Genomic DNA, 23,930 nt, shown 5'->3' on the forward strand with positions numbered 1-23,930 from the left:
CAAGCGCCGCCGGCGGCACCGCGGCGCTCAGCCGGCCTTGGGCTCGGGCTGCAGGCGCGTGATCAGGCTGGAGGTATCCCAGCGCTGGCCGCCGCGCTGCTGCACATCGGCATAGAACTGGTCCACCAGCGCAGTCACGGGCAGCAGCGCGCCGTTGCGGCGCGCCTCGTCGAGCACCAGCCCCAGGTCCTTGCGCATCCAGTCCACGGCAAAGCCAAAGTCGAATTCGCCTTGCACCATGGTCTTGCCGCGGTTGTCCATCTGCCAGCTCTGGGCCGCGCCCTTGCCTATCACGTCCAGCACCAGCGGCATGTCCAGGCCCGCGCGCAGGCCGAAGGCAATCGCCTCGGACAGGCCTTGCACCATGCCGGCAATGCAGGTCTGGTTGACCATCTTGGCAAGCTGCCCCGCACCGCTGGCGCCGATGCGGGTGCAGGCGCGCGCGTAGGCCATGGCAATCGGCTGCATCGCGTCGAACGCGGCCTGGTCGCCGCCGCACATCACCGTGAGCACGCCCTTTTGCGCACCGGCCTGGCCGCCCGAGACCGGCGCGTCGACGAACTGCAGGCCCAGCTCCAGCGCGCCCCCGTGCAGCTCGCGCGCCACCGCGGCCGATGCGGTGGTGTGGTCCACGAAGATTGCGCCGGCCTGCATGCCGGCAAAGGCGCCATCGCCCCCCAGCACCACCGAGCGCAGGTCGTCGTCGTTGCCCACGCAGCAGAACACCAGCTCGGCACCCTCGGCGGCCTCGCGCGGGGTTTGAGCATGCTTTACGGCTCCAGCGCCCGTGTATTCTGCGCACCAAGCTATCGCTTTGGAAGCGGTTCGGTTATAGACGGCAACCGCATGGCCCGCCTTGAGCAAATGCCCCGCCATGGGGTAGCCCATGACGCCCAGCCCCAGAAATGCCAGCCTGCGCGGTGCCACTTGCGCGTATGTGCGCGACTCTATGCTGCCCGTCATTGACGCGATTTTCCTTCTTCAAACGATGGCGAATTGTTCCGTGCCCGCCGCCAGGTCGCCCGACTTGGCGCGCTGGCTCGACAGCTTGATCTGCAGGCGCAGGTCGTTGAGCGAATCGGCGTTGCGCAGCGCATCCTCGTAGCTGATGAGGTTGGCCTCGAAGAGGTCGAACAGCGCCTGGTCGAAGGTCTGCATGCCGAGGTTGCGGCTCTTCTTCATCACGTCCTTGATTTCGGCCACCTCGCCCTTGAAGATGAAGTCGGCAATCAGGGGCGAATTGAGCATGATCTCCACCGCCGCGATGCGCCCCTTGCCGTCCTGCTTGGGCACCAGGCGCTGCGAGACCAGTGCGCGCAGGTTCAGCGACAAGTCCATGAGCAACTGCGCGCGCCGCTCTTCAGGGAAGAAGTTGATGATGCGGTCCAGCGCCTGGTTGGCGCTGTTGGCGTGCAGCGTAGCCAGGCACAGGTGGCCGGTCTCGGAAAAGACCACCGCATGCTCCATGGTCTCGCGGTCGCGGATCTCGCCCATCAGGATCACGTCGGGCGCCTGGCGCAAGGTGTTCTTGAGCGCCGCCTCCCAGCTGTCGGTATCGAGCCCCACCTCGCGCTGCGTCACCACGCAGTTCTTGTGCGCATGCACGAACTCGATCGGGTCTTCCACCGTCACGATGTGGCCGTAGGAGTTTTCATTGCGCCAGTCCACCATGGCCGCGAGCGACGTGGACTTGCCCGAGCCGGTGGCGCCGACCATGATGCACAGGCCGCGCTTGGTCATCGCCACTTCCTTGAGCACCTGCGGCAAGCCCAGGCTGTCGATGGACGGCAGGCTCAGCGGGATGGTGCGCAGCACCATGCCGACGTTGCCCTGCTGGATGAAGGCGTTGACGCGAAAGCGCCCTATGCCCACGGGCGAGATGGCGAAGTTGCATTCCTTGGTGCGCTCGAAATCGGCCACCTGCTTGTCGCTCATGATGGAGCGCGCCAGGGTCAGCGTGTGCATGGCCGTGAGCGGCTGGGGCGAGACCTTGGTCATCTTGCCGTCCACCTTGATGGCCGGCGGAAAATCCGCGGTGATGAACAGGTCGCTGCCACCGCGGCTGACCATCAGCTTGAGCAGGTCGTTGATGAATTTGCTTGCCTGATCGCGTTCCATGGTCTGTCCCTTCCTTGCATGTGCCCGGTGCGGGCCGGAGCATCAGTTCTGATGGTCGCTCAGGCGGGCGCTCACCACGCGCAGGCGTTGCGAGAGCTTGCGCGCCAGCAGGGCCACGAGACTGGCGGCCAGCTGCGGGTCCTTGGCCATCATCTCGTCCATGGATTCGGCGTTGAGCGCCGCCAGTTCGCAGTCGGTGAGCGTGGTGCAGGAAGAGAACCGGATGCCGCTGTCCAGCAGCGACATCTCGCCCAGGATGTCGCCCGGGCGCGTCTCCGCCAGGCGCAGCTGCTCGCCCCAGGGCTGCAGCCGGTCGACCGCAATGGTGCCATTGAGCAGCACCACCATGAAGTTGCCGTACTCCCCCTGGCGGATCACGTCGCGATTGGGCGGCACCGAAGCGAACTGAAAGAAGCGCTCCATGCGCTCGACCGCGTCCTGATCGAGATGCGACATGTATTTGTCCTTGGACCACAGCGCCTCCAGCAGCTTGCCGCCGCGGCTCTTGGGCAGGCGCTTGGCGCCAATCTCGGTGGCGCGCGCCTCCCAGGGAATGAGGAGCGCGTCGTCCACCCCCTGGCCCACGAATGCCGTCGTGAAAAACGCCGACTCCGGCGCGTCTTCCGGGGTCTTGCCGTACTTCGCCTTGAGCAGGCCGAGGATGCCTTTCATGGCTGTCTCTCCCATTGCTTGATGACTCCCCTTGGGGGCTGAAACGGTGGCGGCCGCGTGCGCGACCGCGCTGTGACCCTCAACCGGGGAAATTCTCCGGTATCTTGGCCTTGCTGCGCGCTTCGGCCGGGCTGATGATGTTGCGCCGCACCAGCTCGGTGAGGTTCTGGTCCAGCGTCTGCATGCCCTGGCTGTTGCCGGTCTGGATGGTGGAATACATCTGCGCCACCTTAGCCTCGCGGATCAGGTTGCGGATCGCGCTGGTGCCCAGCATGATCTCGTGCGCGGCCACACGGCCCGAGCCGTCCTTGAGCTTGCACAGCGTCTGCGAGATCACCGCCTGCAGCGATTCGGACAGCATGGCGCGCACCATGTCCTTTTCCTCGGCCGGAAAGACGTCGATGACCCGGTCTATGGTCTTGGCCGCCGACGAGGTGTGCAGCGTGCCGAACACCAGGTGCCCGGTTTCGGCGGCCGTCATCGCCAGGCGGATGGTTTCGAGGTCGCGCATCTCGCCCACCAGGATGGCGTCCGGGTCCTCGCGCAGCGCCGAGCGCAGCGCGGCCGAGAACGACAGCGTCATCGGCCCGACTTCGCGCTGGTTCACCAGGCACTTGCGCGATTCGTGCACGAACTCGATCGGGTCCTCGATGGTCAGGATGTGGCCGTACTCGGTTTCGTTCAGGTGGTTGACCATGGCCGCCAGCGTCGTGGACTTGCCCGAGCCCGTGGGCCCGGTCACCAGCACCAGGCCGCGCGGCTTGAGCGCCAGGTCGGCGAAGATCTTGGGTGCATTGAGCTGCTCGAGCGTCAGGATCTTGCTCGGAATCGTGCGGAACACCGCTGCCGCACCGCGGTTCTGGTTGAAGGCATTGACGCGAAAACGCGCCAGGCCGTCGATCTCGAAGGAAAAGTCCACCTCGAGGAATTCTTCGTAGATCTTGCGCTGCGCGTCGCTCATGATGTCGTACACCATGGCATGTACCGTCTTGTGGTCCAGCGCATCGACGTTGATGCGCCGTACGTCGCCATGCACGCGGATCATCGGCGGCAGGCCCGCGGACAGGTGCAGGTCCGAGGCGTTGTTCTTCACGCTGAAGGCTAGTAGCTGGGTGATGTCCACGTGTGCTCCCTCTTGGAACCGGTTTGGGGTACGCTCTGGCAGTCATTATGACGATGATCAGCGACAACCTACAAGCCATCCGCGGGCGCATCGCGCGGGCCTGTGCGGCCTGCGCACGCGACCCTGCGGGCGTGCGCCTGCTGGCGGTCTCCAAGACTTTCGGACCGGACGCGCTGGCCCAGGCGGTGCAGGCCGGCCAGCACGCGTTTGGCGAAAACTACATCCAGGAAGCGCTGGACAAGATGGGCGAGCTGGCGCGCCGGCCACTGCCCGCGCTGCAATGGCATTGCATAGGGCCGATCCAGAGCAACAAGAGCGCGCTGGTCGCGCGCCACTTCGACTGGGCGCAGACGCTTGACCGCCCCCGCATTGCGCAGCGGCTGAGCGAGCAGCGCCCAGCCGAATTGCCGCCGCTGTGCGTATGCGTTCAGGTGAACGTGGACGGCGGCGCCACCAAGTCGGGCGTGGCTGCGGACGAGGCCGTGGAATTCGCGCTCGCCGTGGCCAGGCTGCCACGCTTGCAGCTGCGCGGCGTGATGAGCATTCCCGATGCCCTGCCCGACTTCGACGCGCAGCGTCAGGTGCACGAGCGCGCGCGCGCCGTCTTCGACGCCATCGCCGCGCGCCTGCCGGCCGGGCACACCGGCTTTGACACCTTGTCGCTGGGCATGACGGCCGACCTGGAGGCGGCAATTGCCGCCGGCAGCACCCTGGTGCGCGTGGGCAGCGGCATCTTCGGTGCGCGCCACTACCCGGCTGGCCAGGCGAGCGCGCAAACCGAACCTGCCCATGCCGATGCCCCCGGCTGAAAACCCCGGCGACTGCCACAGTGCAGCGCCTCAACCACCCGATCACACCCGCAGGAGACAAGAAGATGCCAGGACTGTTGCCCCACGTCGATCCGGACGGATTGCTGGAATTTTCCGTGGTCTATACCGACCGCTCGCTCAACCACATGTCGCAGCGCTTCGTGCGCGTGATGCAGGACATCCTGGCCACGCTCAAGGAGGTGTATGCGGCGCATACCGCGGTCATCCTGCCGGGAAGCGGCACCTTCGGCATGGAGGCGGTGGCGCGCCAGTTCGCCAACCACGAGAAGGTGCTGATCGTGCGCAACGGCTGGTTCAGCTACCGCTGGACGCAGATCTTCGAAGAAGGCGGCCTGGGCGGCGGCGCGGTGGTGTGCAAGGCGCGCCGCCAGGGCGAAGGTGCGCAAGCACCCTGGGCGCCCTGCCCGATCGATGAAGTGGTGCAGGCGATACGCGCCGAAAAACCCAAGGTGGTGTTCGCGCCGCACGTGGAAACCGCCAGCGGCATCATGCTGAGCGAAGACTACATCAGCGCGCTGGCCAGCGCCGCTCATGAGGCGGGCGCGCTCTTCGTGCTCGACTGCGTGGCCTCGGGCGCGGTCTGGGTGGACATGCGCAAGACCGGCGTGGACATATTGATCACCGCGCCGCAAAAGGGCTGGAGCAGCTCGCCGTGCTGCGCCATGGTGATGCTGTCCGAGCGCGCGCGCAGCGCCATCGAGCACACCAGGAGCTCGAGCTTTTCCTGCGACCTCAAGAAGTGGATGCAGATCGCCGAGGGCTACGAGCAGGGCCGCCACGCCTACCACACCACCATGCCGACCGATCCGCTGGTGCAGCTGCGCGACACCATGCAGGAGGCGCGCGAGCGCGGCTTCGAGACGCTGCGCGCACAGCAGATTGAGCTCGGCGCCAAGGTACGCGCGCTGCTGGCGCGCCGCGGCTTTCCCAGCGTGGCGGCCGAGGGCTGGCAGGCGCCGGGCGTGGTCGTGAGCTACACCAGCGACCCCGACATCCAGAGCGGCAAGAAATTCCTGCAGGCGGGCGTGCAGAGCGCCTCGGGCGTGCCGCTGCAATGCGACGAGGGTGCGGACTTTCACACCTTCCGCCTGGGCCTGTTCGGCCTGGACAAGTGGGCCGACGTGGACGCGACGGTGGCGCGCCTGTCGCGCGCGCTGGACGCCATGGGCGTGCCGGCCTGAAGAGCCGGCCGGCCACGCCTCAGGGCGGCGCCGGCACAAGGGGCGCATCCGGCCCCTGCTGGCGCTGCAGCCACTGGGCCACGGCGCGCACGGTGTGCTCGCGCTGCTCGCCCTGCGCCCCACCTGCGCCCGCACCCCGTTCCCAGCGCGCATGGGCGCGTGCCGGCGCCAGCAGCCGCAGCAGTTCGCGCGCGCCGGACAGCGGCTCGCCCGCGTCTTCATCGGCCAGTTGCAGCACCTGCACCGCCCCATGGCCGCGCTGCGCCAGCGCCCGGGCCAGCCGCAGCAACTGGCGGGCCAGCAGCAGCAGCACCGGGTCTTCGACGCTCATCTCCTGCACACCCTGCCAGCGGTTTTCCAGCTTGCGCCACACGGGCTTCCAGCCGCCCGAGGCAGCGCCGCCCAGCGTCGCGCCCAGCGTGGTGGCCGCGCCCAGCGACAGCCCGGCCAGCGCCAGGTCGGCCGCCATGCCCAGGCCCGCACCGATGGCCGCGCCCAGCCCGAGCTGGCTGCCGGCCTGGCGCAGCAGCACCGGGTTGAACAGGTCGTCCTCCCAGCGGCCGGAGAGCTCCGGCAGTTCGGCCAGCTCCGCGTCGCCAGGACGAAAGGCGTGCAGCGCGAGCAGGGCCGCAACCGCACGCCGCGCATGGGCGCGCACCTCGTCCTGAAAGCGCCGCACCACGGCGGCGCGCTCGGCGGCATCGGCAAAGTCCGCGGCCGATACGCTGCGGCGCATGGCGGCCACGTCGACCAGGGTGTCGGCCAGGGTGCGCAGCGCCGCCCGTTCGCGTTCGCGCGCGCCGCGGGCGAGCGCTTGGGCCAGCGCATGCAGTTGCGCGCGCTGCGCCGGCAGCAGCGTGGCCAGGTCGGTGTAGAGCTGCTGCTCGCTGCCATCGAGCGGCGCCACCACGTCGAACTCGGCGCGCGCGTGCAGGCCGCATTCCTGCAGCGCCGCGTGCCAGTGCTGCGCATGGCCGCCGGCCTCGCGCAGGAAGTTGAGCAGTGGCATCACCGGACGCCCACACCAGCTCAGGATCTCGATCTCGGCGCGGTACTTGGGCAGCACCGGCTCGCGTGCGTCGATCACCAGCAGGGCGCAGTCGGCGCCATCGACCAGGGCGCGCAGCACCTTGGCTTCCTGCTCGAAACAGGCCTGCGCCTCGGGCCCGGCAAGAAAGGCGCGTACCCGCGCGAGGCGCGTCTGGCCCGGCTGGCGCTGCAGGAATTCAAGCAGCGCGACCGAATCCTCCAGACCCGGCGTGTCGATGAAGCGCGCCAGCACCTGGCCGTCGGCGCGCAATGCGATGGCCTCGCTGTGGCGCGTGGTGCCCGGGCGATCCGACACCTCGCCAAAGTCCACCCGGCGCGTGAGCGTGCGCAGCAGCGAGGTCTTGCCCGCATTGGTGTGGCCCACCACGGCAAGCACCAGGGGCGCACTCATGGCCGCTCCCGGTCTGCTATCCACTCGATAGCTGGTTGCGCTTGCTCCACAAGCGCCAGACCCGAAAAACCTTCAGATTTCAGCCAAGCCCGCCAGCGCTCGCGGCCCGGCTCGCCCAGCGGCCACAGGGCCATGCGTGGCACGCTCTGGCTGGCCTCGCGCAGCAGCCGGGCGGTGCCGCGGTCCGGGCTGGCACCGGCATGCACCACCCAGAGCAGGCTGGCCGGGCGTTCGGCCGCCAGGCGGGCAAAGAAGCGTTCGCGCTGTGCGCCGCTGCCGTCCAGGCGTTCGCTGGCCAGGTGGGCGAGCTCGGGCAGGGGCCAGGGCTGCTGCGGGCGCAGTTCAAAGCCCACCACCAGCGGCGCACCCGCGCCGGGCACCGCGCCAGCGGCCGCCTGCGCCGTCGTGGGGGCGGCGGCCCTGTGTTCAGGGTCGAGCACCTGCGGCACCGGCTCCAGCGCATCGAGCCGGCGCACGATGGCCTGTACCGCCGGGTCCGCCATGTCCACGGCCTGCGCCTGCGCGCTGCCGCGGCGCCAGCGCCGCCAGCTCCACAGCGCCAGCACCCCGCGCGGCAGCAGGCCATAGAACAGCACGCAGCCCAGCAGCCACATCGCCCAGGCATGCTGGCTGGCCGCGTCCGCGGGCGCGCCGCGGCCGGCGGCAAGCACCGCCTCGGGGCCGGGCACCGGCCAGCCCAGCAGTGCGGGCAGGGCACCGGTGGCGCGCACGAAGCCCTCGAAGAAACCGGCGCTGAGTATCGTGGTCTCCCAGCTCAGGCGGTAGGACTGAAAGGCAAAGGCGAAAGCCAGCACCAGCAAGGTGAGGGCGAGCGACAGCGCCCAGATGCCGTGGCTCAGCAGACCCCCGAGCCAGGGCCAGAGCCGCTCGCGCCCGAGCACGCCGGCCAGGGCCTGCCACAACAGCGGCGCGTGGCGTCCGCGCCCCGGCGCCAGGCGGGCGCTGGCCGCCAGCACCCAACGCCCGAGCGAGGGGCCGGGCATGGACAGCATGCCGCCGCGCGCCGACCAGGCCAGGCCCAGGAGCCAGAGCAACAGGGTCACGAGGTGCAGGCCCAGCAGCGTGACGAAGGCCGCCACCGCGTTGATGCTGCGCTCGGGCGTGAGCACGCTGCGGGCCGCGGCCAGGCCCGCCAGCGCCAGCAGCAGCGCCAGCAGCAGCACCGCGAAGCCGCCCCAGGAGCGCCAGCGCGCAAGCTCCTGCGGCAGGCCCAGGCGGTCACCGAGCAGCCAGGCACGCAGCGCCACCTGCCGCGCCCGCGTACCACCGGCGCCCCAGGCCCGGCGCAGTTCGGCGGCATCATCGAGCGGGCCCTCGCGCTCGATGCGCTGCACCGCCCGCACGATCAGCGCCATCTGCAGCGCAGACGGCGGCGGTGCATCGCCAGCAGGGTGGAAGGGGCGGCTGTCCATGGATGGCGCAGATTATCGACAGAGCGCGCCCGGCGCATCGCCTCTGGTACAAAGCGGGCAGCCTGCCCAGCCCCTGACCGCATGTCCCCGACCCTCTTGCAACGCGCGCGCCAGCTTGCGCTGTGCGCCTGCCTGCCCCTGGTGGCGCTGGCCGCCCCCGCATGCCGCACGCCGGCGCAAGCCAGCGCCGACGCGGGAGAGCCCTGGCTTGCCGCGAGCTGGCAAAGCCGCGCGGACGGTAGGTGGCACTACGTGCTGACGCAGTCTGGCCGCATCACTCGGCTGGACGGCTGCACGCTGCAGCCGCTGGCGCAGGAGCGCGAGAGCGGCCCCTGGGAGCAGCTGGCCCTGTCCTCGGACGGCCGCTGGCTGCTGGCGGCAAGCAGCCGGCGCCCCGAACTGCAGGTGTTTGACGCCCGGTTGCGCCCCGTCAAGAGTTTGCCGGTGCAGCGGCTCGATGGCCAGCAGCCCTCGGGCGTGCTGCAAGTGCTGGACATGCCGGCGCGGCGCAGCTTCATCATCGCGTTCTCGCAACTGCGGGAGCTGTGGGAGCTTTCCTACGACCCGCAGGCAGAGCCCGTCTTCGACGGCCTGGTGCACGATTACCGCATGGGCGAAGGCCTGGCGCAGCCCGGCCTGCTGCACCCGCGGCGCACGCCGCTGCCGGCGCCAGCAACTGCGCTGCGCCTGGCGGGCGACTGCTGCCGCGTGCTGGTGCGCCATGCGCAGGCGCCGCAGACCTGGGACGTGATCCACCTGGACGTACGCCGCAAGGTGGGCGAACGGCCGGCGGCGCCCGACTGATGCGCCGCCTCAAAACCCCCAGCCGGCCCCCGCGCCCAGCAGCGTTGCCACGCCCAGCGCCGCGAATACCGCCGCCGCCAGTCCATGCACCAGCTTCATCGGGATCTTTGCGGCCAGCCTGTCGCCCATGAACACCGCGGGCACGTCGGCGATCAGCATGCCGAACGTGGTGCCGAGCACCACCAGCAACGGCAGGCCGTAGTGCGCGGCCATGGCCGCGGTGGCGACCTGCGTCTTGTCGCCCATCTCGGCCAGGAAGAAGGTGAGCAGCGTGGTACCGAACACCCCGAAGCGCCGCGCGACGGCGGTCTCTTCATCGTCCATCTTGTCGGGCACCAGCGTCCAGCCGGCCATCGCAAGGAAGGACAGGCCAAGCACCCAGCGCAGCACGCCCGGATCCACCGCCGCAGTGATCCAGGCGCCCAGGGCACCGGCCAGGCCATGGTTGACCAGGGTGGCCGCGAGGATGCCCAAAACGATGGGCAGGGGTTTCTTGAAGCGCGCGGCCAAGATGAAAGCCAGCAGCTGGGTCTTGTCGCCGATTTCTGCCAGCGCGACCACCCCGGTGGAGACGAGGAAAGCTTCCATGCACATTCCCGGGCCGGATCAAGAACGATTGACCGCCGCGCACCTCCGGCCAGGGCGGGTGCACGGCAGTCAAAGGTCTTGCCAGGTGGCGCACCGCTGACGCCATGGCCTGCGGGCCAAGGATGTTGACGTCAGCCACTTCCGCAAGGAAAGCGCGGCTACTCCCCAATGACCGCGCGAGTGTAACCTCGGCCCTGCGGCGGCCCGGTGCACCACCGCATGCCGGCCGCTTTGGCCCCTCTGCCCACGCTGGAAATTCGCCATGCCCGCTCCCGCCCGCCTGAACCGCCAGAGCCTGGCCGCCGCCCAGGCGCACCTGCGCCGCGCCTGCCCGGTAATGGATACGCTGGTCGCCCGTTTCGGCGCCTGCACCCTGGCCGACCGCAAGCTCACACCGTTCGAATCACTGGCCCGCGCCATCATCGGCCAGCAACTTTCCGCACGGGCCGCAGACTCCATAGAAGAGCGGGTGCGGGCGCTGGTGGCCTTCGCTGCAACCGGCGACCGGCGCGCCTGACGCAGGGGCCCGGTCCCGCTCAGACAAGGCGGGGACGCGGCCCGCTCAGGATGCCACAGGCGGAATCTCGGCAACGGGGCGTTCCAGGATGCGGACCAGTTCTTCCAGATTGATCGGTTTGGTCAGGTGGTAGTTGAAGCCGGTATGGGCGGTCTTGGTGCGCGCAGCCTGGTCACCCCATCCCGTTGCAGCCACCGGCCGGCCCGCGGGCGAACCCGAAGCGCGCATCAAGCCGGGCCATATTGACCCAAAATGCCGGCAAGCCGCGTCCAGGGCGGGCGGAAAAAGAAAAACCCCGCTAGTGTTTATGTAGCGGGGTTTCCTTATCTGGTTTGGTGGCCTGGGACCCAATCCCAAAAGATTGTCTAACCAGCATGAGGGCAGCCTCTTGAAAAATCGATAGATAGACGAGGGAACCATCTGGGGAAAGCCCCTCGGAAAGCTATTTTTAGAGGCTGTTTTTTTTGGTGTTCATACAGTACCAAAAACACGACTGGATGCGTAGTGCATGCATGGCTATCCAACGCAGTGGGTCTATGAAGACCCGTCCAAGAACCGGGTCCTAGTTCGAGGCGACGTTGATGGCTTCTTCCAACTGTCGCACGCTCTCCAGCACATCCTCCAGGCGAGGCACATCGCCGAACACCATGCCGGCCATCGCCTCGTAGTCCCTGGCGAGCGCGTCGCGCATCACCGCACTCGGCGTCAACGTGAAGGAGCCCGGCGCAGCGGCATCCAGCCTCAGGTCCGTACTGCCGAAGAACAGCCGTGCATGGCGCGCGCAGTCGAGTGCGAGCGCGTGGTCGTTCGCCCACTGCGCCGCCTCACCAGACCGCATCATCTGATGCACGTCGTAGTAGTGGCGCGATACCCGCTGCCCGCCATGGCGCAACTCGCCGCGGCGTTCATGCCACTGACGCAGCCCATGGAGGATGACCACCTTGTCCCAGAACGTGCGCTCGGGCTTGACGGTCGTGACACCGCCGACGGCCAGATCCATGTCGGGCAGGTCCTGCGCGACATAGGGCACAACGGTTGCCGAGACATGCGGGTCCAGCGCCGACTTCGCTCCGGACTCGATCTTCACCGCCGAGCGGATGTAGCCGTTCTCGCCGCGCGCCGTGACCACCGGATACCAGAACAGGATCGTCTGCCCGTCCCGGTCCTCGGCATCGAGTTCCAGCCGGAAGCGATCGGTCGGCATCACCGATACGGCCAACTCGCCAAGCTGGTCCAGCAGCGGACCCGCGATGTAGGCCTGGCAGGCGGTGCGAACCGCATCCAGCCTAGCGCGCAGCTTCTTGCCGCTGAGGGCATCCAGTTCAACAACGTCGACCGACTGTCCCAGATCATCGCGGAACACCGTGACGTCAATGTCCTCCGAGAAGCGCGGCACCAGGCCGAAGGCCTTGGACAGCGACGTACCGCCCTTGAACAGCAGCCTCGGTCCGCCAGCAGGCAGACCGTTGAACAGCGCATCGAGCGTCCAGCAGACCCAGAAGTCCTTTTCCACGTTCTGCACTGCCGTACCAAGGCGGGTAGAGGCCGCCAGGAACAGATCGCGCCGCTCCCCATCGTCGGCCGCAATGACGGCGTTGAAGGCCTCGTTCATCGAGGCACCCTCGCCTTTCTCACGACGCCTCGCGTGACTGGCGAACGCTCCCTCGGGGCGACATGCCGCGTGGCCAGAGGATCGAAGCTCGGCAGTTCACGTAGCAGCTCCCGCATCCATGCGGGCAGCGCCGCGAAGCCCTCGATCAGATCCTGCCGGATCGCAGGCCCGTGCACGGGCTCGGCGAGGATCTTGCCGAGACGCCGCAGGACGCGATCCCGGTCGGAGCCCAGCGTGTCCTTGAGCCAGTGCAGCGCCTGCACCACCCGCATGGCGGGCCGCCCGGCCCAATAAAGGCGGCTGGGCGCCGTCTGCTTGAACTCGATGACGAGGTTGTCGAGCTGGATCGAACGCCGCCGCGCATCGGTGTGGATGGTCACACGCGCCGGAACGGCGTCGGTCATGCCCAGATCGTTCGCGGCGGTCATGCCATCGACCAGCATGCGCAACTGATCCCGGCGCGCGATGGCATCGAGCACGGCGCGGTAGTCGGGCGTCGTGGGCCTCTTGGTCAAGCGGCTGACCACGGGCCGGTCGTAAAGCCCCCGATCGATCCGGCGCAGCTCACCCGCCAGCGCCAGACGCTGCAGCGCCTTGTCCACCGCGTTGCGGCCGCCCAGCGCGGCGAAGTCGGCGGGCGTCCAGACACTACCGGGCGGCGCAGCGGACACCATGGATGCGATTTGGGATTTGAGATCGGGCATGTCCGATATTTGTATATTTTTTTCGGACTCCAAGCAAGCACACATTGTCCGAAATATGCCAACAATTTCCGGACAACTCAGCTCAGCACGCCGCAAGAGACCACCGGTATTCTTGTTCACGAAGTTCTTGGCGGGCTCAAGGGCGCCGACATCGACCGAATACTGGTACGCGTGCTGCACAGCCTCGCGCACGCGCTGGGCCGTCTCGAGGTTGCCCCGATCCTTGATCCGGTGCAGGCAGCGGACGATCTCGGTCGGAGGGATGGTCTCGATGGGCCGATCACCGACCCACGGGAAGACATGAATCTCCAGATGCCGAATGACCTTCTCGGCATAACCCTCGGACCACTCCCGGTCCTTCTTCGCACTGGCGTGCCAGGCACGCGCCAAGCGCTCGAAGGTATTGAGCTGGGCAACACGCACCTGCTCGGCCTGATCCCGGCGGGCTTCCTTGGGGTCGAGCCCGTTCCCACGCTGGCTGTTGGCCTCGCAGGCTTTGGCGCGCGCCTGCGCCTGCGCCTGCGTCACCGCCGGGTATGGCCCCAGTCCCAGCTTGATGGTCTTGCCGGCTTTCTCGTAGCGGTAGACCCAGGCTTTTCCCGTGCTGCGCACGCGCAGGAACAGGTTGTCGCCGTCGTTGAAGAAGACTTCTTTGGCCCCGGCTTGATGGCCTTGATCTACGTGTCGGTCAGTTGTCCCATGGCACCCGTACCGCAAAAAGGTCGATTTCGATGAAATCACTCTAGGGTACGGATCGGGGTACGGGCACTTCCGGGATGTAACGGAACCGTCTGGGGCGTTCTGAGCGGGATTTTGGAGCTAAGTCCTTGACCCACAAACAAAAACGCCTAGTCGGGAGGGACTAGGCGTAGATGAATGGTGGCCTGGGGCGGAATCGAACCACCGACACAAGGATTTTCAGTCCTCTGCTCTACCGACTGAGCTACCGGGCCAGAGCGCGTGATTATAGGGGCAAAAAACGGCCGCCCATGGGGCGGTCGGGCTTCAGTTGTTGCGCTTGCCTCGGCCCAGGTCCACGCCGAGCTGGCGCAGCTTGCGATACAGGTGGGTGCGCTCCAGGCCGGTTTTTTCCGCCACCCGCGTCATGGAGCCGCCTTCGCGCGCGAGGTGGAACTCGAAATAGGCTTTCTCGAAGCCGTCGCGCGCTTCGCGCAAGGGGCGGTCCAGGTCGAAGCCCTGGTGGGGCAGCGGGCCTGGCTCGGGCTGGGCGGCACCGGCCGGCGCGCCGGTGCTGGCCACCGCAGTGGCCGCGGCCGCATCGCCGCTGTGCGCGCCGCCGCGTGCGCCGGCCTTGCCCTTGGCGCCAGCGGGCGCGGCGGGCGTGAGCCCCTGCTCCACGGCCTTGAGGAGCTTTTGCAGCGTGATGGGTTTTTCCAGGAAGGAAAAGGCGCCGATGCGCGTGGCCTCCACCGCCGTCTCTATGGTCGCGTGGCCGCTCATCATGATGACGGGCATGGTCAGCTGCCCGCTGGTGGCCCATTCCTTGAGCAGGGTGACGCCGTCGGTGTCGGGCATCCAGATGTCCAGCAGCACCAGGTCGTAGCTGGCGGATTCGCGGGCGCTGCGCGCCTGGCCGGCATTCTCGGCAAGGTCCACGCTGTGGCCTTCGTCATTGAGGATTTCGGACAGCAGGTCGCGTATCCCCAATTCGTCGTCGACCACCAGAATATTTGCCATGTCTTTGTTTGCACCCTCTCGATTCGCCTTGGCGGTCTTGTCAGGTGGCCGCCTGTGGCCTCGCCTCGAATGATAACGAGACTTGCGCACCCTCTATCACGCCTTCGTGGACGCGGTTGGCAATGTCCACGCGCGCGCCGTGTTCCTGGGCGATTTTCTTGACCACCGCAAGGCCCAGGCCCGTACCGTGCGGCTTGGTGGTGACATAGGGTTCGAAGGCGCGACGCAGGATGTGCTCCGGAAAGCCCGCGCCGCCGTCACTCACCGTCAGGCGCACGCGCTGGCCGGCCTCGTTCCAGACGGTCTGCAGGCGCACCGGCGGGCATTGCCGCGCACCGGCGCCGCGCGCCTGCAGGGTGGCGTCCTGGGCGTTTTGCAGCAGGTTGTGCACCACCTGGCGCAGCTGCTGGGCGTCGCCGGCAATCGGCGGACAGCGCGGATCCAGTTCGGCGACCACCGGGACGGCGGCCGTCTCCTCGCCATACAAATGCAGTACGTCGCTGACCAGCGCGTTGAGGTCGAGCAACTGCAGGTTGGCCGCGGGCAGGCGGGCGTAGTCGCGAAACTCGTTGACCAGGCGCTTCATGGCATCGACCTGCTCGACGATGGTCTTGACCGATTTGCCCAGGATGGCCTGCTCGGGGTCCGCGAGCTTGCCGTCGAGCTTGAGCGCCAGGCGCTCGGCGGAGAGCTGGATGGGCGTGAGCGGGTTCTTGATCTCGTGCGCCAGGCGCCGCGCGACCTCGCCCCAGGCCTGGGTGCGCTGGGCCGAGACGATCTCCGAGATGTCGTCGAACACCAGCAGCCGGCCGTTGTCGGGCAGCACCGCGCCACGTGCCACCAGGCTCACGCCCTGGCTGGGCATGCCGGCCGGCGCACTGGCGCTGCCGTGCAGCTCGAAGGCGTGCTGCCAGTGGTCCAGCCCGTGGCGCTCGGTGTTACCCAGGAAGATGTCGAACTGCTGGCGCACCGCCAGCGCGAAGTCGGCGAGCTCGGGCACGTCGGCCAGGCGCTGGCCCTGCCAGGCCGCGAGCGGCACGCGCAGGATGCGCGTGGCACCGGGGTTGCTGGTGCGCATGCGCCCCTCGGGGTCGAGCACGATGACGCCGGCGGTGAGGTTGTCCAGGATGGTCTGCAGGTGCGCGCGCGCGCTGTCCAGCGCCTGCATGCTGTGCGTGGCCTGCTGGCGCGCGTCCGCGAGCTGCTGGGTCATCAGCGCAAAGGCGCGCGTGAGCTGGCCGAGTTCGTCGTGGCTCTCCAGCGCGGCCTTGGGCGCGAGGTTGCCGGCCGCCACCTCGCGCACGCCGTCGGCCAGCACCAGCAGCGGGCGCGCCAGCTGGTTGCCCAGGATCACCGCCAGCAGCACCGCGCCGAATACCGCCATGAACAGGCTCAGGGTCAGCGTGCCGATGTACATGCGCCGCAGGCCGACGCGCGCCAGCGCCCGCTCCTGGTATTCGCGGTTGGCCTGCTGCACCGCCACCGCGTTGGTGACCAGCGCCGGCGGCAGCTCCAGCACCGCTTCCAGGTAGCGCGGCTCTTCCAGCAGGCCTACGCGCGGGTTGACCACCGGCACCAGCACGCGCACGCGCGCATGCGGCGCGTCGGAGGCGCGGGTGACGTCTTCGAGCCCCTCGATCTGCCAGCTCGCGCGCTGCTGGCGCGCCTGCTGCAGCATCTGCGCGCTGGGGCGCACCGGGCTGAGCGTGAGCAGCGACTGCCCTGCGCTGGCCAGCGGCTGGCCGGCCGCGCTCCACAGCACCAGGTCGGAGGCGCCGAGCTGGTCGAGCATGCGCTCGAGCACCAGACCGGCGCCGGCGTCCGGCACCTTGGCCAGCTGGCTGCCGGCGCTGCGGGTGTTGGCGGCCATGTCGCCGGCGAGGGTCTCCAGCGTAACGCGCGCCAGGTTCACGCCCGAGTTGAGCGCCCCTTCGACCTCGACGTCGAACCAGGTCTCGATCGAGCGCGAGACGAACTGGTAGGACACCACATAGATCAGCAGCCCCGGCGCCACGCCCACGAGCGCGAAGATGGCCGCCAGCTTGAGCAGCAGCCGGCTGCCGAAGCGCCCCTTGCGCAGCCGCCCGAGCAGCCGCGCGCCGCCCCAGAGCAGCACCACCAGCAGCACCAGCGCAACCAGCACGTTGACCGCCACCAGCCAGTTGAAGTTGCGCTCGTACAGCGCGCGGTTGTTGGTCGCCAGCGTCAGCAGGAACAGCAGCACGATGGCGATGGCCGACATGAAGCCCGCGCCCAGCCCCAGCGCCCAGCGTATGCCGCGCGCCCGGGTGGCGGCGCGCCGCGCCGAGCCGGCCGGGCGCTGCTCGCGCATGCTCATGAACCCTGCGCCGGCACGGGCGGCGCCTCCGGCGCGGGTGCGCCCAGGGGCGGCACCGCCGCGCTGCCCTGCAAGTGCAGGCTCCAGTTGGCCCCGCCCACCGTGCCCCATTGCAGCGGCCGCGGCAGCTGCGAGGTGTCCAGCCGGTAGTGAAAGCGCAGCGTGTAGCTGGCGTCGTCCTGCAGCGCCTCGGCCTCGGCCACCTGCCAGCGCGAGACGCGCTGCATGCTGGCCAGCGCCTCGGGCAGGCTGTCGTAGTTCTGGCCCAGCACGATGCCCAGGCCGCTCGGCGAAATGGGCTCGGGCGACTGCACCAGGCGCCAGCGGCGCGTGAGCGGCTGATAGCTCAGGCGCAGGTAGCGCCGGGCCTCGGCGACCAGCTTGTCGCTCCAGTACCAGCGCGGGCTGAGGATCTGCGCCTCGGCGGTGAAGTGCATGGCGATGCCCTTGAGCAGCGCGTCTTGCACCGCCGGTTGCAGCTGCAGCGGTAGTAGCGCCGACAGGTACACCCCTTGCGCGTCGCGCTGTACCTGCAGCTGCAGCGCGCCGGGCGCGGCCGCGGTCTGCGCCCCGGCGAAGCTGCCGACGCACCACAGCAGCGCCGCCAGCACCGCCCGCGCACGCAGGCACGGGCGGGGCGCATCAAGGCGCCGTCTTGTGCAGCAGGGCATAGAAGAAACCATCGTGCTCACCCTCGGCATTGTCCCCGAGCGAGCCCCCGGTGTGCGCCGGCGCGGGCAGCAAATGCCCCGGCGAGGGCAGCAGCCGCGCATCGGCGTTGCGCGCAAGAAACGCCGCGACTGGCGCCTGCCCTTCGGCGCGGAATACCGAACAGGTGCAGTACAGCAACCGCCCGCCGGGGCGCAGGCAGGGCCAGAGGGCGTCGAGCAGGCGTGCCTGCTGCGCCGCCAGTTGCGCGATGTCGCTCTCGCGGCGCAGCCAGCGCACGTCGGGGTGGCGGCGCACGATGCCCGAGGCGGTGCACGGCGCGTCCAGCAAGATGGCGTCAAACGGCTGCCCGCCCGCGGCCTGCCACCACTGCGCGGGCTGGGCGGCGTCGGCCACCAGCACCTGCGCCTGCAGGCCCAGGCGCTGCAGGTTGTCGTGGATGCGCGCGGCGCGCCGTGCGTCCACCTCCAGCGCGGTCACGGTCCATGGAGCGCGCCGCGCCAGTGCCCAGTCCGCCAGGTGGGCGGTCTTGCCACCGGGCGCGGCGCAGGCGTCGAGCAGGCGCAGCGGCGCGCCCCGATCCAGTCCCTGCAGCAGCAGCGGCGCGGCGCGCTGCGCGGCCGCGTCCTGCACCGCGAACCAGCCCGCGGCAAAGCCCGGCAGTTCCTGCACCGGCGCCGCGCGCCGCAGGGCCAGCGCCGTACCGCCCAGCGTCTGCGCTTGCATACCGATAGCTGTCAGCGCTTGCTGGTATTGGGCTACAGTGGTTTTTGACTCTGAAATACGCAGAACCATCGAGGCCTGGGTGTTGTTCGCCTGCACGATGCGCTGCCAGTGCTCGGGGTGGTCGGCGCGCAGGCGCTGCAGCCACCAGGCGGGGTGGTTGCTGCGCGCGACCTCGTCGCTGTCGGTCGCGGCCACGAGCGCATCGCGCTCGCGCAGGAAGCGGCGCAGGCAGGCGTTGATGAAACCGGCCTGGGCGCGCGTGGCCGGCTGGCGCTTGGCCGCTTCCACCGCCTGGCTCACCAGCGTGAAAGGGGTGTAGGGCGCGGCCTGATCGTCCCAGGCCAGGGCCAGCGCGGTCAGCAGCAGCGCCTGCGCATCGGCCGCGGGCGGGCGCTGCGCCAGCAGGCGCGCCAGCGCGCGGGCACGCCCGAGCTGGCGCAGCGCTTGAAACAGCAGCGCCTGCACCGCAGGGCGCAACGCGGCGGGCACGGCGGCCAGGGCGCTGGTGGCGGAAGTGCCCGCCATCACCGCGCGCAGGGCTGCGGCGCTGGCGTTCAGCAGCTGCCACAGCGGCGGCGCGCGGTGTTCTTGCATCATAGACCCTGGCTGCGGCGAAAGCTGAACAGCCAGGCCAGCACATTGGCCGGAAACTGGCCGATCGCAGCGTTGTAGGCCTGCACCGCGGCATTGAAGGCCTCACGCGTGGGCAGGCTCTGCTGGCGCAGGGCCTCGTACTGCCGGCCCCACAAGGCCAGGGCGGTGCGCGCTGCCTGCGGCGCGCCCTCGGCCTGCTGGCGCAGGCCCTGCCAGGCGGCGGCCAGCGCCTGGGTGCCGGCACCCAGCGCGGCGATCGCCGCGCCGTCCAGCGGGCGCGCGCGCGCCACCGCGAGCGACGCCCCCAGCTGGCCGGTGGCCGCATCCACCGCGGCGCGGGCGTCGGCAAGGCCGGCGTCGCCCTCCGGTTCGCGCAGCGCCGCCAGGCATTCGCCGGTCAAGGTAATCCAGCGCAGGTAGAAAGCGTCCAGCGCACCGAAGGCCTGCAGCACCGCCGCGCGCTGGCGCACCAGGCGGTTGTAGGCACCCACCATCCAGAACACCGCGATGGCGAGCGCGAAGATGGCGACATGCATCCAGCTCATGGCTTGAACCGGGCCGGCCCGAAAAAAGGCCCGCCGAGCATGCGCTGCAGCGGGCCTGTCTTCAGAGCCTGGACCCGTGCTTAGCGGGCAGCGTCGCCGCCCTCGTCATGGGCGGTGGCGGCTTCGTCTTCGCCGGCGGCGGCCAGCTCGGCGGCCTCGGCCTCTTCGATGGCGCGGCGCTCGGCCTCGTCCATCTGGTCCTTGACCTTGCGCGCCTTGTGGTAGGCCAGGCCGGTGCCGGCGGGGATCAGGCGCCCGACGATGACGTTCTCCTTCAGACCACGCAGCTCGTCGCGCTTGCCCATGATGGCCGCTTCGGTCAGCACGCGCGTGGTTTCCTGGAAGGACGCGGCGGAGATGAACGAGTCGGTGGACAGCGAAGCCTTGGTGATGCCCAGCAGCAGGTTGGTGTAGGTCGCGGGGATCTTGCCGTCCTTTTGCAATGCCTCGTTGGTGTTGAGCACCTCGGAGCGCTCGACCTGCTCGCCCTGGATGTAGCTCGATTCGCCGGGGTTGTCGATCACGACGCGGCGCAGCATCTGGCGCACGATCACCTCGATGTGCTTGTCGTTGATCTTCACGCCCTGCAGGCGGTAGACGTCCTGCACCTCATCGACGATGTAGCGCGCCAGCTCCTCGATGCCCAGCAGGCGCAGGATGTCCTGCGGATCGGCCGGGCCGTCGACGATGTGCTCGCCCTTGTTCACCACCTGGCCTTCGTGCACCAGGATGTTCTTTTCCTTGGGCACCAGCTCGTCCCAGACGTGGCCGTCCGGGTCGGTGATCTGCAGACGCACCTTGCCCTTGGTTTCCTTGCCGAAGGAGATGGTGCCGGTCATCTCGGCCAGCATGCCCTTGTCCTTGGGGCTGCGGGCTTCGAACAGCTCGGCCACGCGCGGCAGGCCCCCGGTGATGTCGCGCGTCTTCTGGCCTTCGACCGGAATGCGCGCCAGCACCTCGCCGGGGCCCACGTCCTGGCCGTCGCGCACCTGGATCAGCGCGCCGATCTGGAAGCCGATGGCCACCGCGTGGTCGGTGCCGGGGATCTTGACCTCGTTGCCCGAGGCGTCGATGAGCTTGACCAGCGGGCGCACCACCTTGGCCGAGCCACGGCGCTTGGGGTCGATGACCACCAGCGTGGACAGGCCGGTCACGTCGTCCACCTGCTTGGCCACGGTCAGGCCTTCTTCGATGTTCTCGAATTTCACCCGGCCGGCGTACTCGGTGATGATGGGGCGCGTGAGCGGGTCCCAGTGCGCCAGGTGCGTGCCGGCCTTGATCTGCTGGTCGGCCTGCACGTGCAGCGTCGCGCCGTAGGGCACGCGGTGGCGCTCACGCTCGCGGCCGTGCTCGTCGTGGATGACGATTTCGCCCGAGCGCGAGATCACCACCAGCTCGCCCTTGGAGTTGGTGACGTAGCGCATGGTGGCGTTGAAGCCCACGTTGCCGTTGCTCTTGGCTTCCACGCCCGAGGCCACGGCCGCGCGCGATGCCGCACCCCCGATGTGGAAGGTACGCATGGTCAGCTGCGTGCCCGGCTCGCCGATGGATTGCGCGGCAATCACGCCCACGGCCTCGCCCAGGTTGATCAGGCCGCCGCGGCCCAGGTCCCGGCCGTAGCACTTGGCGCACAGGCCGTAGCGGGTGTCGCAGGTCAGCGGCGTGCGCACCTTGACCTCGTCCACGCCGGCGTGTTCCAGCTCGTCGATGACGTCTTCCGACAGCAGCGTGCCGGCCGTGGCCAGCACCGCACGGGTTTCGGGGTGCAGCACGTCGTCGGCCGCCACGCGCCCGAGGATGCGCTCGCGCAGCGATTCGATGACCTCGCCGCCGTCGACCACCGCGCGCATCAGCGCGCCGTTGTGCGTGGCGCAGTCTTCCTCGGTGACCACCAGGTCCTGCGTCACGTCCACCAGGCGGCGCGTGAGGTAGCCGGAGTTGGCGGTCTTGAGCGCCGTGTCCGCCAGGCCCTTGCGCGCGCCGTGCGTGGAGATGAAGTACTGCAGCACGTTCAGGCCTTCACGGAAGTTGGCCGTGATCGGCGTCTCGATGATGGAGCCGTCGGGCTTGGCCATCAGACCGCGCATGCCCGCGAGCTGGCGGATCTGCGCCGCCGAACCACGCGCGCCCGAGTCGGCCATCATGTAGATGGAGTTGAAGGACTCCTGCTCGACTTCCTTGCCGTTGCGGTCCAGGGTCTTTTCGACCTTGAGCTGGTCCATCATGACCTTGGAGACGTCGTCTCCGGCCTTGCCCCAGATGTCCACCACCTTGTTGTAGCGCTCGCCGGCGGTGACCAGGCCCGAGACGTACTGCTGCTCGATCTCTTTCACCTCGGCCTCGGCGCGGGCCAGGATGTCGGCCTTTTGCGGCGGCACCAGCATGTCGTCCACCGAGATGGAAATGCCGGCGTGCGTGGCCAGGCGGAAGCCGTTTTGCAGCAGCTTGTCGGCGAACACCACGGTTTCCTTCAGGCCGCACTTGCGAAAAGACGCGTTGATGAGCTTGGAGATTTCCTTCTTCTTGAGCGCCTTGTTCAGGTTGGAGAACGCCAGGCCGCGGGGCAGGATCTCGGACAGCAGCGCGCGGCCCACGGTGGTTTCCACCACCGAGGTGGATGCCTCGAACTCGCCGCTGTCCTTGTTCTTGTTCCATTCGGTCAGGCGCACGCGGATCTTGCTGGTGAGCTCGACCACGCCGGCGTCCAGCGCGCGCTGCACCTCGGCCACGTCCATGAAGCCCATGCCTTCGCCCTTGCCGTTCACGCGCTCGCGCGTGGCGTGGTACAGGCCCAGCACCACGTCCTGCGAGGGCACGATGGAGGGCTCGCCCGAAGCCGGGAAGAGCACGTTGTTGGACGCCAGCATCAGCGTGCGCGCTTCCAGCTGCGCTTCCACCGACAGCGGCACGTGCACGGCCATCTGGTCGCCGTCGAAGTCGGCGTTGAAGGCGGCGCAGACCAGCGGGTGCAGCTGGATGGCCTTGCCTTCGATCAGGATGGGCTCGAAAGCCTGGATGCCCAGGCGGTGCAGCGTAGGCGCGCGGTTGAGCATCACCGGGTGCTCGCGGATCACCTCTTCGAGGATGTCCCACACCACCGGCGTGCCGCTTTCCACTTCCTTCTTGGCGGCCTTGATCGTCGTCGCGATGCCCATGGCCTCCAGGCGCGAGAAGATGAAGGGCTTGAACAATTCAAGCGCCATCAGCTTGGGCAGGCCGCACTGGTGCAGCTTGAGCTGCGGGCCTACGGTAATGACCGAGCGACCCGAGTAGTCCACGCGCTTGCCCAGCAGGTTCTGGCGGAAGCGCCCGCCCTTGCCCTTGATCATGTCCGCCAGCGACTTGAGCGCGCGCTTGTTCGCGCCGGTCATCGCCTTGCCGCGGCGGCCGTTGTCCAGCAGTGAATCGACGGCTTCCTGCAGCATGCGCTTTTCGTTGCGCGCGATGATCTCCGGCGCCTTGAGCTCCAGCAGGCGGCGCAGGCGGCTGTTGCGGTTGATGACGCGGCGGTACAGGTCGTTCAGGTCGGAGGTGGCGAAACGGCCACCATCGAGCGGCACCAGCGGGCGCAGGTCGGGCGGCAGCACCGGCAGCACTTCCAGGATCATCCACTCGGGCTTGATGCCGGACTTCTTGAAGGCTTCCAGCACCTTCAGGCGCTTGGTGTTCTTCTTGACCTTGGCTTCCGAGCCGGTCAGGTCGCCGCGCAGGCGCTCGATTTCGGGCTCCAGGTCGATGCCCTGCAGCAGGTCCTTGATGCCCTCGGCGCCCATCTTGGCGATGAACTCGTCGCCGTATTCCTGCACCTTGGCGTCGTAGTCGTCCTCGCTCATGATGCTGCCCTTCTTGAGCGGCGTCATGCCCGGGTCGGTGACCACGTAGGCTTCGAAGTAGAGCACGCGCTCGATGTCGCGCAGCGTCATGTCCAGCACCAGGCCGAGACGGCTGGGCAGGCTCTTGAGAAACCAGATGTGCGCGCAGGGCGCGGCCAGGTCGATGTGGCCCATGCGCTCGCGGCGCACCTTGGCCTGGGTGACTTCCACGCCGCACTTCTCGCAGATCACGCCGCGGTGCTTCAGGCGCTTGTACTTTCCGCACAGGCACTCGTAGTCCTTGATCGGGCCGAAGATCTTGGCGCAGAACAGGCCGTCGCGCTCGGGCTTGAAGGTGCGGTAGTTGATGGTCTCGGGCTTCTTGACTTCACCGAAGGACCAGGAGTGAATCTTCTCGGGCGACGCCAGGCCGATCTTGATGGCATCGAAGTGCTCATCGGGCGTGAATTGCTTGAACAGGTCGAGTAGCGATTTCATGTGACTCTTTCCCTTGCATCCAAAATA

Annotated in this window: 20 protein-coding genes, 1 tRNA gene and 1 riboswitch; of the genes, 4 read left to right on the plus strand and 17 right to left on the minus strand. The window is 68.6% G+C overall.

The window, feature by feature from the left end:
* Positions 1-27 precede the first annotated feature (27 nt).
* The 4 genes from FOZ74_RS06210 to FOZ74_RS06225 all read right to left on the minus strand — a co-directional run bounded on the left by FOZ74_RS06210 (position 28) and on the right by FOZ74_RS06225 (position 3,913).
* Positions 28-963, minus strand: coding sequence for an NAD(P)-dependent oxidoreductase (locus FOZ74_RS06210; protein WP_146912250.1), 936 nt, complete (start codon positions 961-963; stop codon positions 28-30).
* An 18-nt stretch (positions 964-981) separates the two neighbouring features.
* Positions 982-2,118 (minus strand): PilT/PilU family type 4a pilus ATPase, encoded by a 1,137-nt coding sequence (locus FOZ74_RS06215; protein WP_146912251.1) that lies wholly within the window; start codon positions 2,116-2,118, stop codon positions 982-984.
* A gap of 42 nt (positions 2,119-2,160) precedes the next feature.
* Positions 2,161-2,790, minus strand: a complete 630-nt coding sequence (locus tag FOZ74_RS06220; protein WP_146912252.1) for a cyclic nucleotide-binding domain-containing protein — start codon at positions 2,788-2,790, stop codon at positions 2,161-2,163.
* Positions 2,791-2,869: 79 nt separating this feature from the next.
* Positions 2,870-3,913 carry a type IV pilus twitching motility protein PilT gene (locus FOZ74_RS06225; RefSeq protein ID WP_146912253.1) on the minus strand — a complete coding sequence of 348 codons (1,044 nt, stop codon included), beginning with the start codon at positions 3,911-3,913 and terminating at the stop codon, positions 2,870-2,872.
* A 47-nt stretch (positions 3,914-3,960) separates the two neighbouring features.
* Here FOZ74_RS06225 and FOZ74_RS06230 point away from each other — a divergent pair, with 47 nt between their 5' ends.
* Complete coding sequence (locus FOZ74_RS06230; protein ID WP_146912254.1) at positions 3,961-4,722, plus strand: YggS family pyridoxal phosphate-dependent enzyme; 762 nt, start codon at positions 3,961-3,963, stop codon at positions 4,720-4,722.
* Positions 4,723-4,787: 65 nt separating this feature from the next.
* Complete coding sequence (locus tag FOZ74_RS06235) at positions 4,788-5,924, plus strand: aminotransferase class V-fold PLP-dependent enzyme (RefSeq protein WP_146912255.1); 1,137 nt, start codon at positions 4,788-4,790, stop codon at positions 5,922-5,924.
* A 19-nt stretch (positions 5,925-5,943) separates the two neighbouring features.
* Here the strand turns inward: FOZ74_RS06235 and FOZ74_RS06240 are convergent, their stop codons facing one another.
* Positions 5,944-7,365, minus strand: a complete 1,422-nt coding sequence (locus FOZ74_RS06240; protein WP_146912256.1) for a GTPase/DUF3482 domain-containing protein — start codon at positions 7,363-7,365, stop codon at positions 5,944-5,946.
* Entirely contained in the window at positions 7,362-8,798 is a 1,437-nt protein-coding gene (locus FOZ74_RS06245) for a DUF2868 domain-containing protein (protein ID WP_146912257.1), read from the minus strand. Before FOZ74_RS06245 ends, FOZ74_RS06240 begins: the two co-directional genes overlap by 4 nt.
* 81 nt (positions 8,799-8,879) lie before the next feature.
* On the opposite strand from FOZ74_RS06245, the gene FOZ74_RS06250 reads away from it, so the two are divergent.
* The gene (locus FOZ74_RS06250) at positions 8,880-9,602 is read left to right on the plus strand and encodes a cytochrome D1 domain-containing protein (protein ID WP_146912258.1); all 723 of its coding nucleotides are present in this window, start codon (positions 8,880-8,882) and stop codon (positions 9,600-9,602) included.
* A gap of 9 nt (positions 9,603-9,611) precedes the next feature.
* Here the strand turns inward: FOZ74_RS06250 and FOZ74_RS06255 are convergent, their stop codons facing one another.
* On the minus strand, positions 9,612-10,190 hold the full coding sequence (locus FOZ74_RS06255) for a TMEM165/GDT1 family protein (RefSeq protein WP_146912259.1): 579 nt from the start codon (positions 10,188-10,190) through the stop codon (positions 9,612-9,614).
* A gap of 8 nt (positions 10,191-10,198) precedes the next feature.
* Positions 10,199-10,369: riboswitch (yybP-ykoY riboswitch) on the minus strand.
* An 83-nt stretch (positions 10,370-10,452) separates the two neighbouring features.
* Here FOZ74_RS06255 and FOZ74_RS06260 point away from each other — a divergent pair.
* The gene (locus tag FOZ74_RS06260) at positions 10,453-10,707 is read left to right on the plus strand and encodes a DNA glycosylase family protein (protein WP_146912260.1); all 255 of its coding nucleotides are present in this window, start codon (positions 10,453-10,455) and stop codon (positions 10,705-10,707) included.
* A 45-nt stretch (positions 10,708-10,752) separates the two neighbouring features.
* Here FOZ74_RS06260 and FOZ74_RS06265 read toward each other — a convergent pair whose 3' ends face one another.
* From FOZ74_RS06265 to rpoC, 10 genes are all read right to left on the minus strand, one after another.
* Positions 10,753-10,938, minus strand: coding sequence for a response regulator (locus tag FOZ74_RS06265; protein ID WP_146912261.1), 186 nt, complete (start codon positions 10,936-10,938; stop codon positions 10,753-10,755).
* Between the two features lie 331 nt (positions 10,939-11,269).
* Positions 11,270-12,319: a nucleotidyl transferase AbiEii/AbiGii toxin family protein gene (locus FOZ74_RS06270; protein ID WP_146912262.1), complete on the minus strand. Its 1,050-nt coding sequence runs from the start codon at positions 12,317-12,319 to the stop codon at positions 11,270-11,272.
* Positions 12,316-13,764: a DUF6088 family protein gene (locus FOZ74_RS16290; RefSeq protein ID WP_255437809.1), complete on the minus strand. Its 1,449-nt coding sequence runs from the start codon at positions 13,762-13,764 to the stop codon at positions 12,316-12,318. The genes FOZ74_RS06270 and FOZ74_RS16290 overlap by 4 nt, the downstream gene beginning before the upstream one ends.
* A 136-nt stretch (positions 13,765-13,900) precedes the next feature.
* Positions 13,901-13,976, minus strand: a tRNA-Phe gene (locus tag FOZ74_RS06280).
* 52 nt (positions 13,977-14,028) lie between these two features.
* Complete coding sequence (locus FOZ74_RS06285) at positions 14,029-14,721, minus strand: response regulator (RefSeq protein WP_146912263.1); 693 nt, start codon at positions 14,719-14,721, stop codon at positions 14,029-14,031.
* A 40-nt stretch (positions 14,722-14,761) separates the two neighbouring features.
* Positions 14,762-17,059: a sensor histidine kinase gene (locus FOZ74_RS06290; protein WP_146912264.1), complete on the minus strand. Its 2,298-nt coding sequence runs from the start codon at positions 17,057-17,059 to the stop codon at positions 14,762-14,764.
* Positions 17,056-17,730 (minus strand): DUF4390 domain-containing protein, encoded by a 675-nt coding sequence (locus tag FOZ74_RS06295; protein ID WP_146914105.1) that lies wholly within the window; start codon positions 17,728-17,730, stop codon positions 17,056-17,058. Before FOZ74_RS06295 ends, FOZ74_RS06290 begins: the two co-directional genes overlap by 4 nt.
* Entirely contained in the window at positions 17,702-19,051 is a 1,350-nt protein-coding gene (rsmB, locus tag FOZ74_RS06300) for a 16S rRNA (cytosine(967)-C(5))-methyltransferase RsmB (RefSeq protein ID WP_146912265.1), read from the minus strand. Before rsmB ends, FOZ74_RS06295 begins: the two co-directional genes overlap by 29 nt.
* Positions 19,048-19,593, minus strand: a complete 546-nt coding sequence (locus FOZ74_RS06305; protein ID WP_146912266.1) for a LemA family protein — start codon at positions 19,591-19,593, stop codon at positions 19,048-19,050. The genes rsmB and FOZ74_RS06305 overlap by 4 nt, the downstream gene beginning before the upstream one ends.
* 80 nt (positions 19,594-19,673) lie before the next feature.
* Positions 19,674-23,903: a DNA-directed RNA polymerase subunit beta' gene (rpoC, locus tag FOZ74_RS06310; protein WP_146912267.1), complete on the minus strand. Its 4,230-nt coding sequence runs from the start codon at positions 23,901-23,903 to the stop codon at positions 19,674-19,676.
* Between the last annotated feature and the right edge of the window lie 27 nt (positions 23,904-23,930).

Origin of the sequence: Comamonas flocculans (assembly GCF_007954405.1) — a bacterium.
In the GTDB taxonomy this organism is placed as follows: domain Bacteria; phylum Pseudomonadota; class Gammaproteobacteria; order Burkholderiales; family Burkholderiaceae_C; genus Comamonas_C; species Comamonas_C flocculans.

Bases quoted from the DNA above. Each gene is read 5' to 3' on its own strand.
- FOZ74_RS06255 (WP_146912259.1), bottom strand. From the start codon at position 10,190: ATGGAAGCTTTCCTCGTCTCCACCGGGGTGGTCGCGCTGGCAGAAATC.
- FOZ74_RS06210 (WP_146912250.1), bottom strand. From the start codon at position 963: ATGACGGGCAGCATAGAGTCGCGCACATACGCGCAAGTGGCACCGCGC.
- FOZ74_RS06305 (WP_146912266.1), bottom strand. From the start codon at position 19,593: ATGAGCTGGATGCATGTCGCCATCTTCGCGCTCGCCATCGCGGTGTTC.
- FOZ74_RS06290 (WP_146912264.1), bottom strand. From the start codon at position 17,059: ATGAGCATGCGCGAGCAGCGCCCGGCCGGCTCGGCGCGGCGCGCCGCC.
- rpoC (WP_146912267.1), bottom strand. From the start codon at position 23,903: ATGAAATCGCTACTCGACCTGTTCAAGCAATTCACGCCCGATGAGCAC.
- FOZ74_RS06240 (WP_146912256.1), bottom strand. From the start codon at position 7,365: ATGAGTGCGCCCCTGGTGCTTGCCGTGGTGGGCCACACCAATGCGGGC.
- FOZ74_RS06285 (WP_146912263.1), bottom strand. From the start codon at position 14,721: ATGGCAAATATTCTGGTGGTCGACGACGAATTGGGGATACGCGACCTG.
- FOZ74_RS06250 (WP_146912258.1), top strand. From the start codon at position 8,880: ATGTCCCCGACCCTCTTGCAACGCGCGCGCCAGCTTGCGCTGTGCGCC.
- FOZ74_RS06235 (WP_146912255.1), top strand. From the start codon at position 4,788: ATGCCAGGACTGTTGCCCCACGTCGATCCGGACGGATTGCTGGAATTT.
- FOZ74_RS06215 (WP_146912251.1), bottom strand. From the start codon at position 2,118: ATGGAACGCGATCAGGCAAGCAAATTCATCAACGACCTGCTCAAGCTG.
- FOZ74_RS06230 (WP_146912254.1), top strand. From the start codon at position 3,961: ATGACGATGATCAGCGACAACCTACAAGCCATCCGCGGGCGCATCGCG.
- FOZ74_RS06270 (WP_146912262.1), bottom strand. From the start codon at position 12,319: ATGAACGAGGCCTTCAACGCCGTCATTGCGGCCGACGATGGGGAGCGG.
- FOZ74_RS06260 (WP_146912260.1), top strand. From the start codon at position 10,453: ATGCCCGCTCCCGCCCGCCTGAACCGCCAGAGCCTGGCCGCCGCCCAG.
- FOZ74_RS06245 (WP_146912257.1), bottom strand. From the start codon at position 8,798: ATGGACAGCCGCCCCTTCCACCCTGCTGGCGATGCACCGCCGCCGTCT.
- rsmB (WP_146912265.1), bottom strand. From the start codon at position 19,051: ATGATGCAAGAACACCGCGCGCCGCCGCTGTGGCAGCTGCTGAACGCC.
- FOZ74_RS06295 (WP_146914105.1), bottom strand. From the start codon at position 17,730: ATGCCCTGCTGCACAAGACGGCGCCTTGATGCGCCCCGCCCGTGCCTG.
- FOZ74_RS06220 (WP_146912252.1), bottom strand. From the start codon at position 2,790: ATGAAAGGCATCCTCGGCCTGCTCAAGGCGAAGTACGGCAAGACCCCG.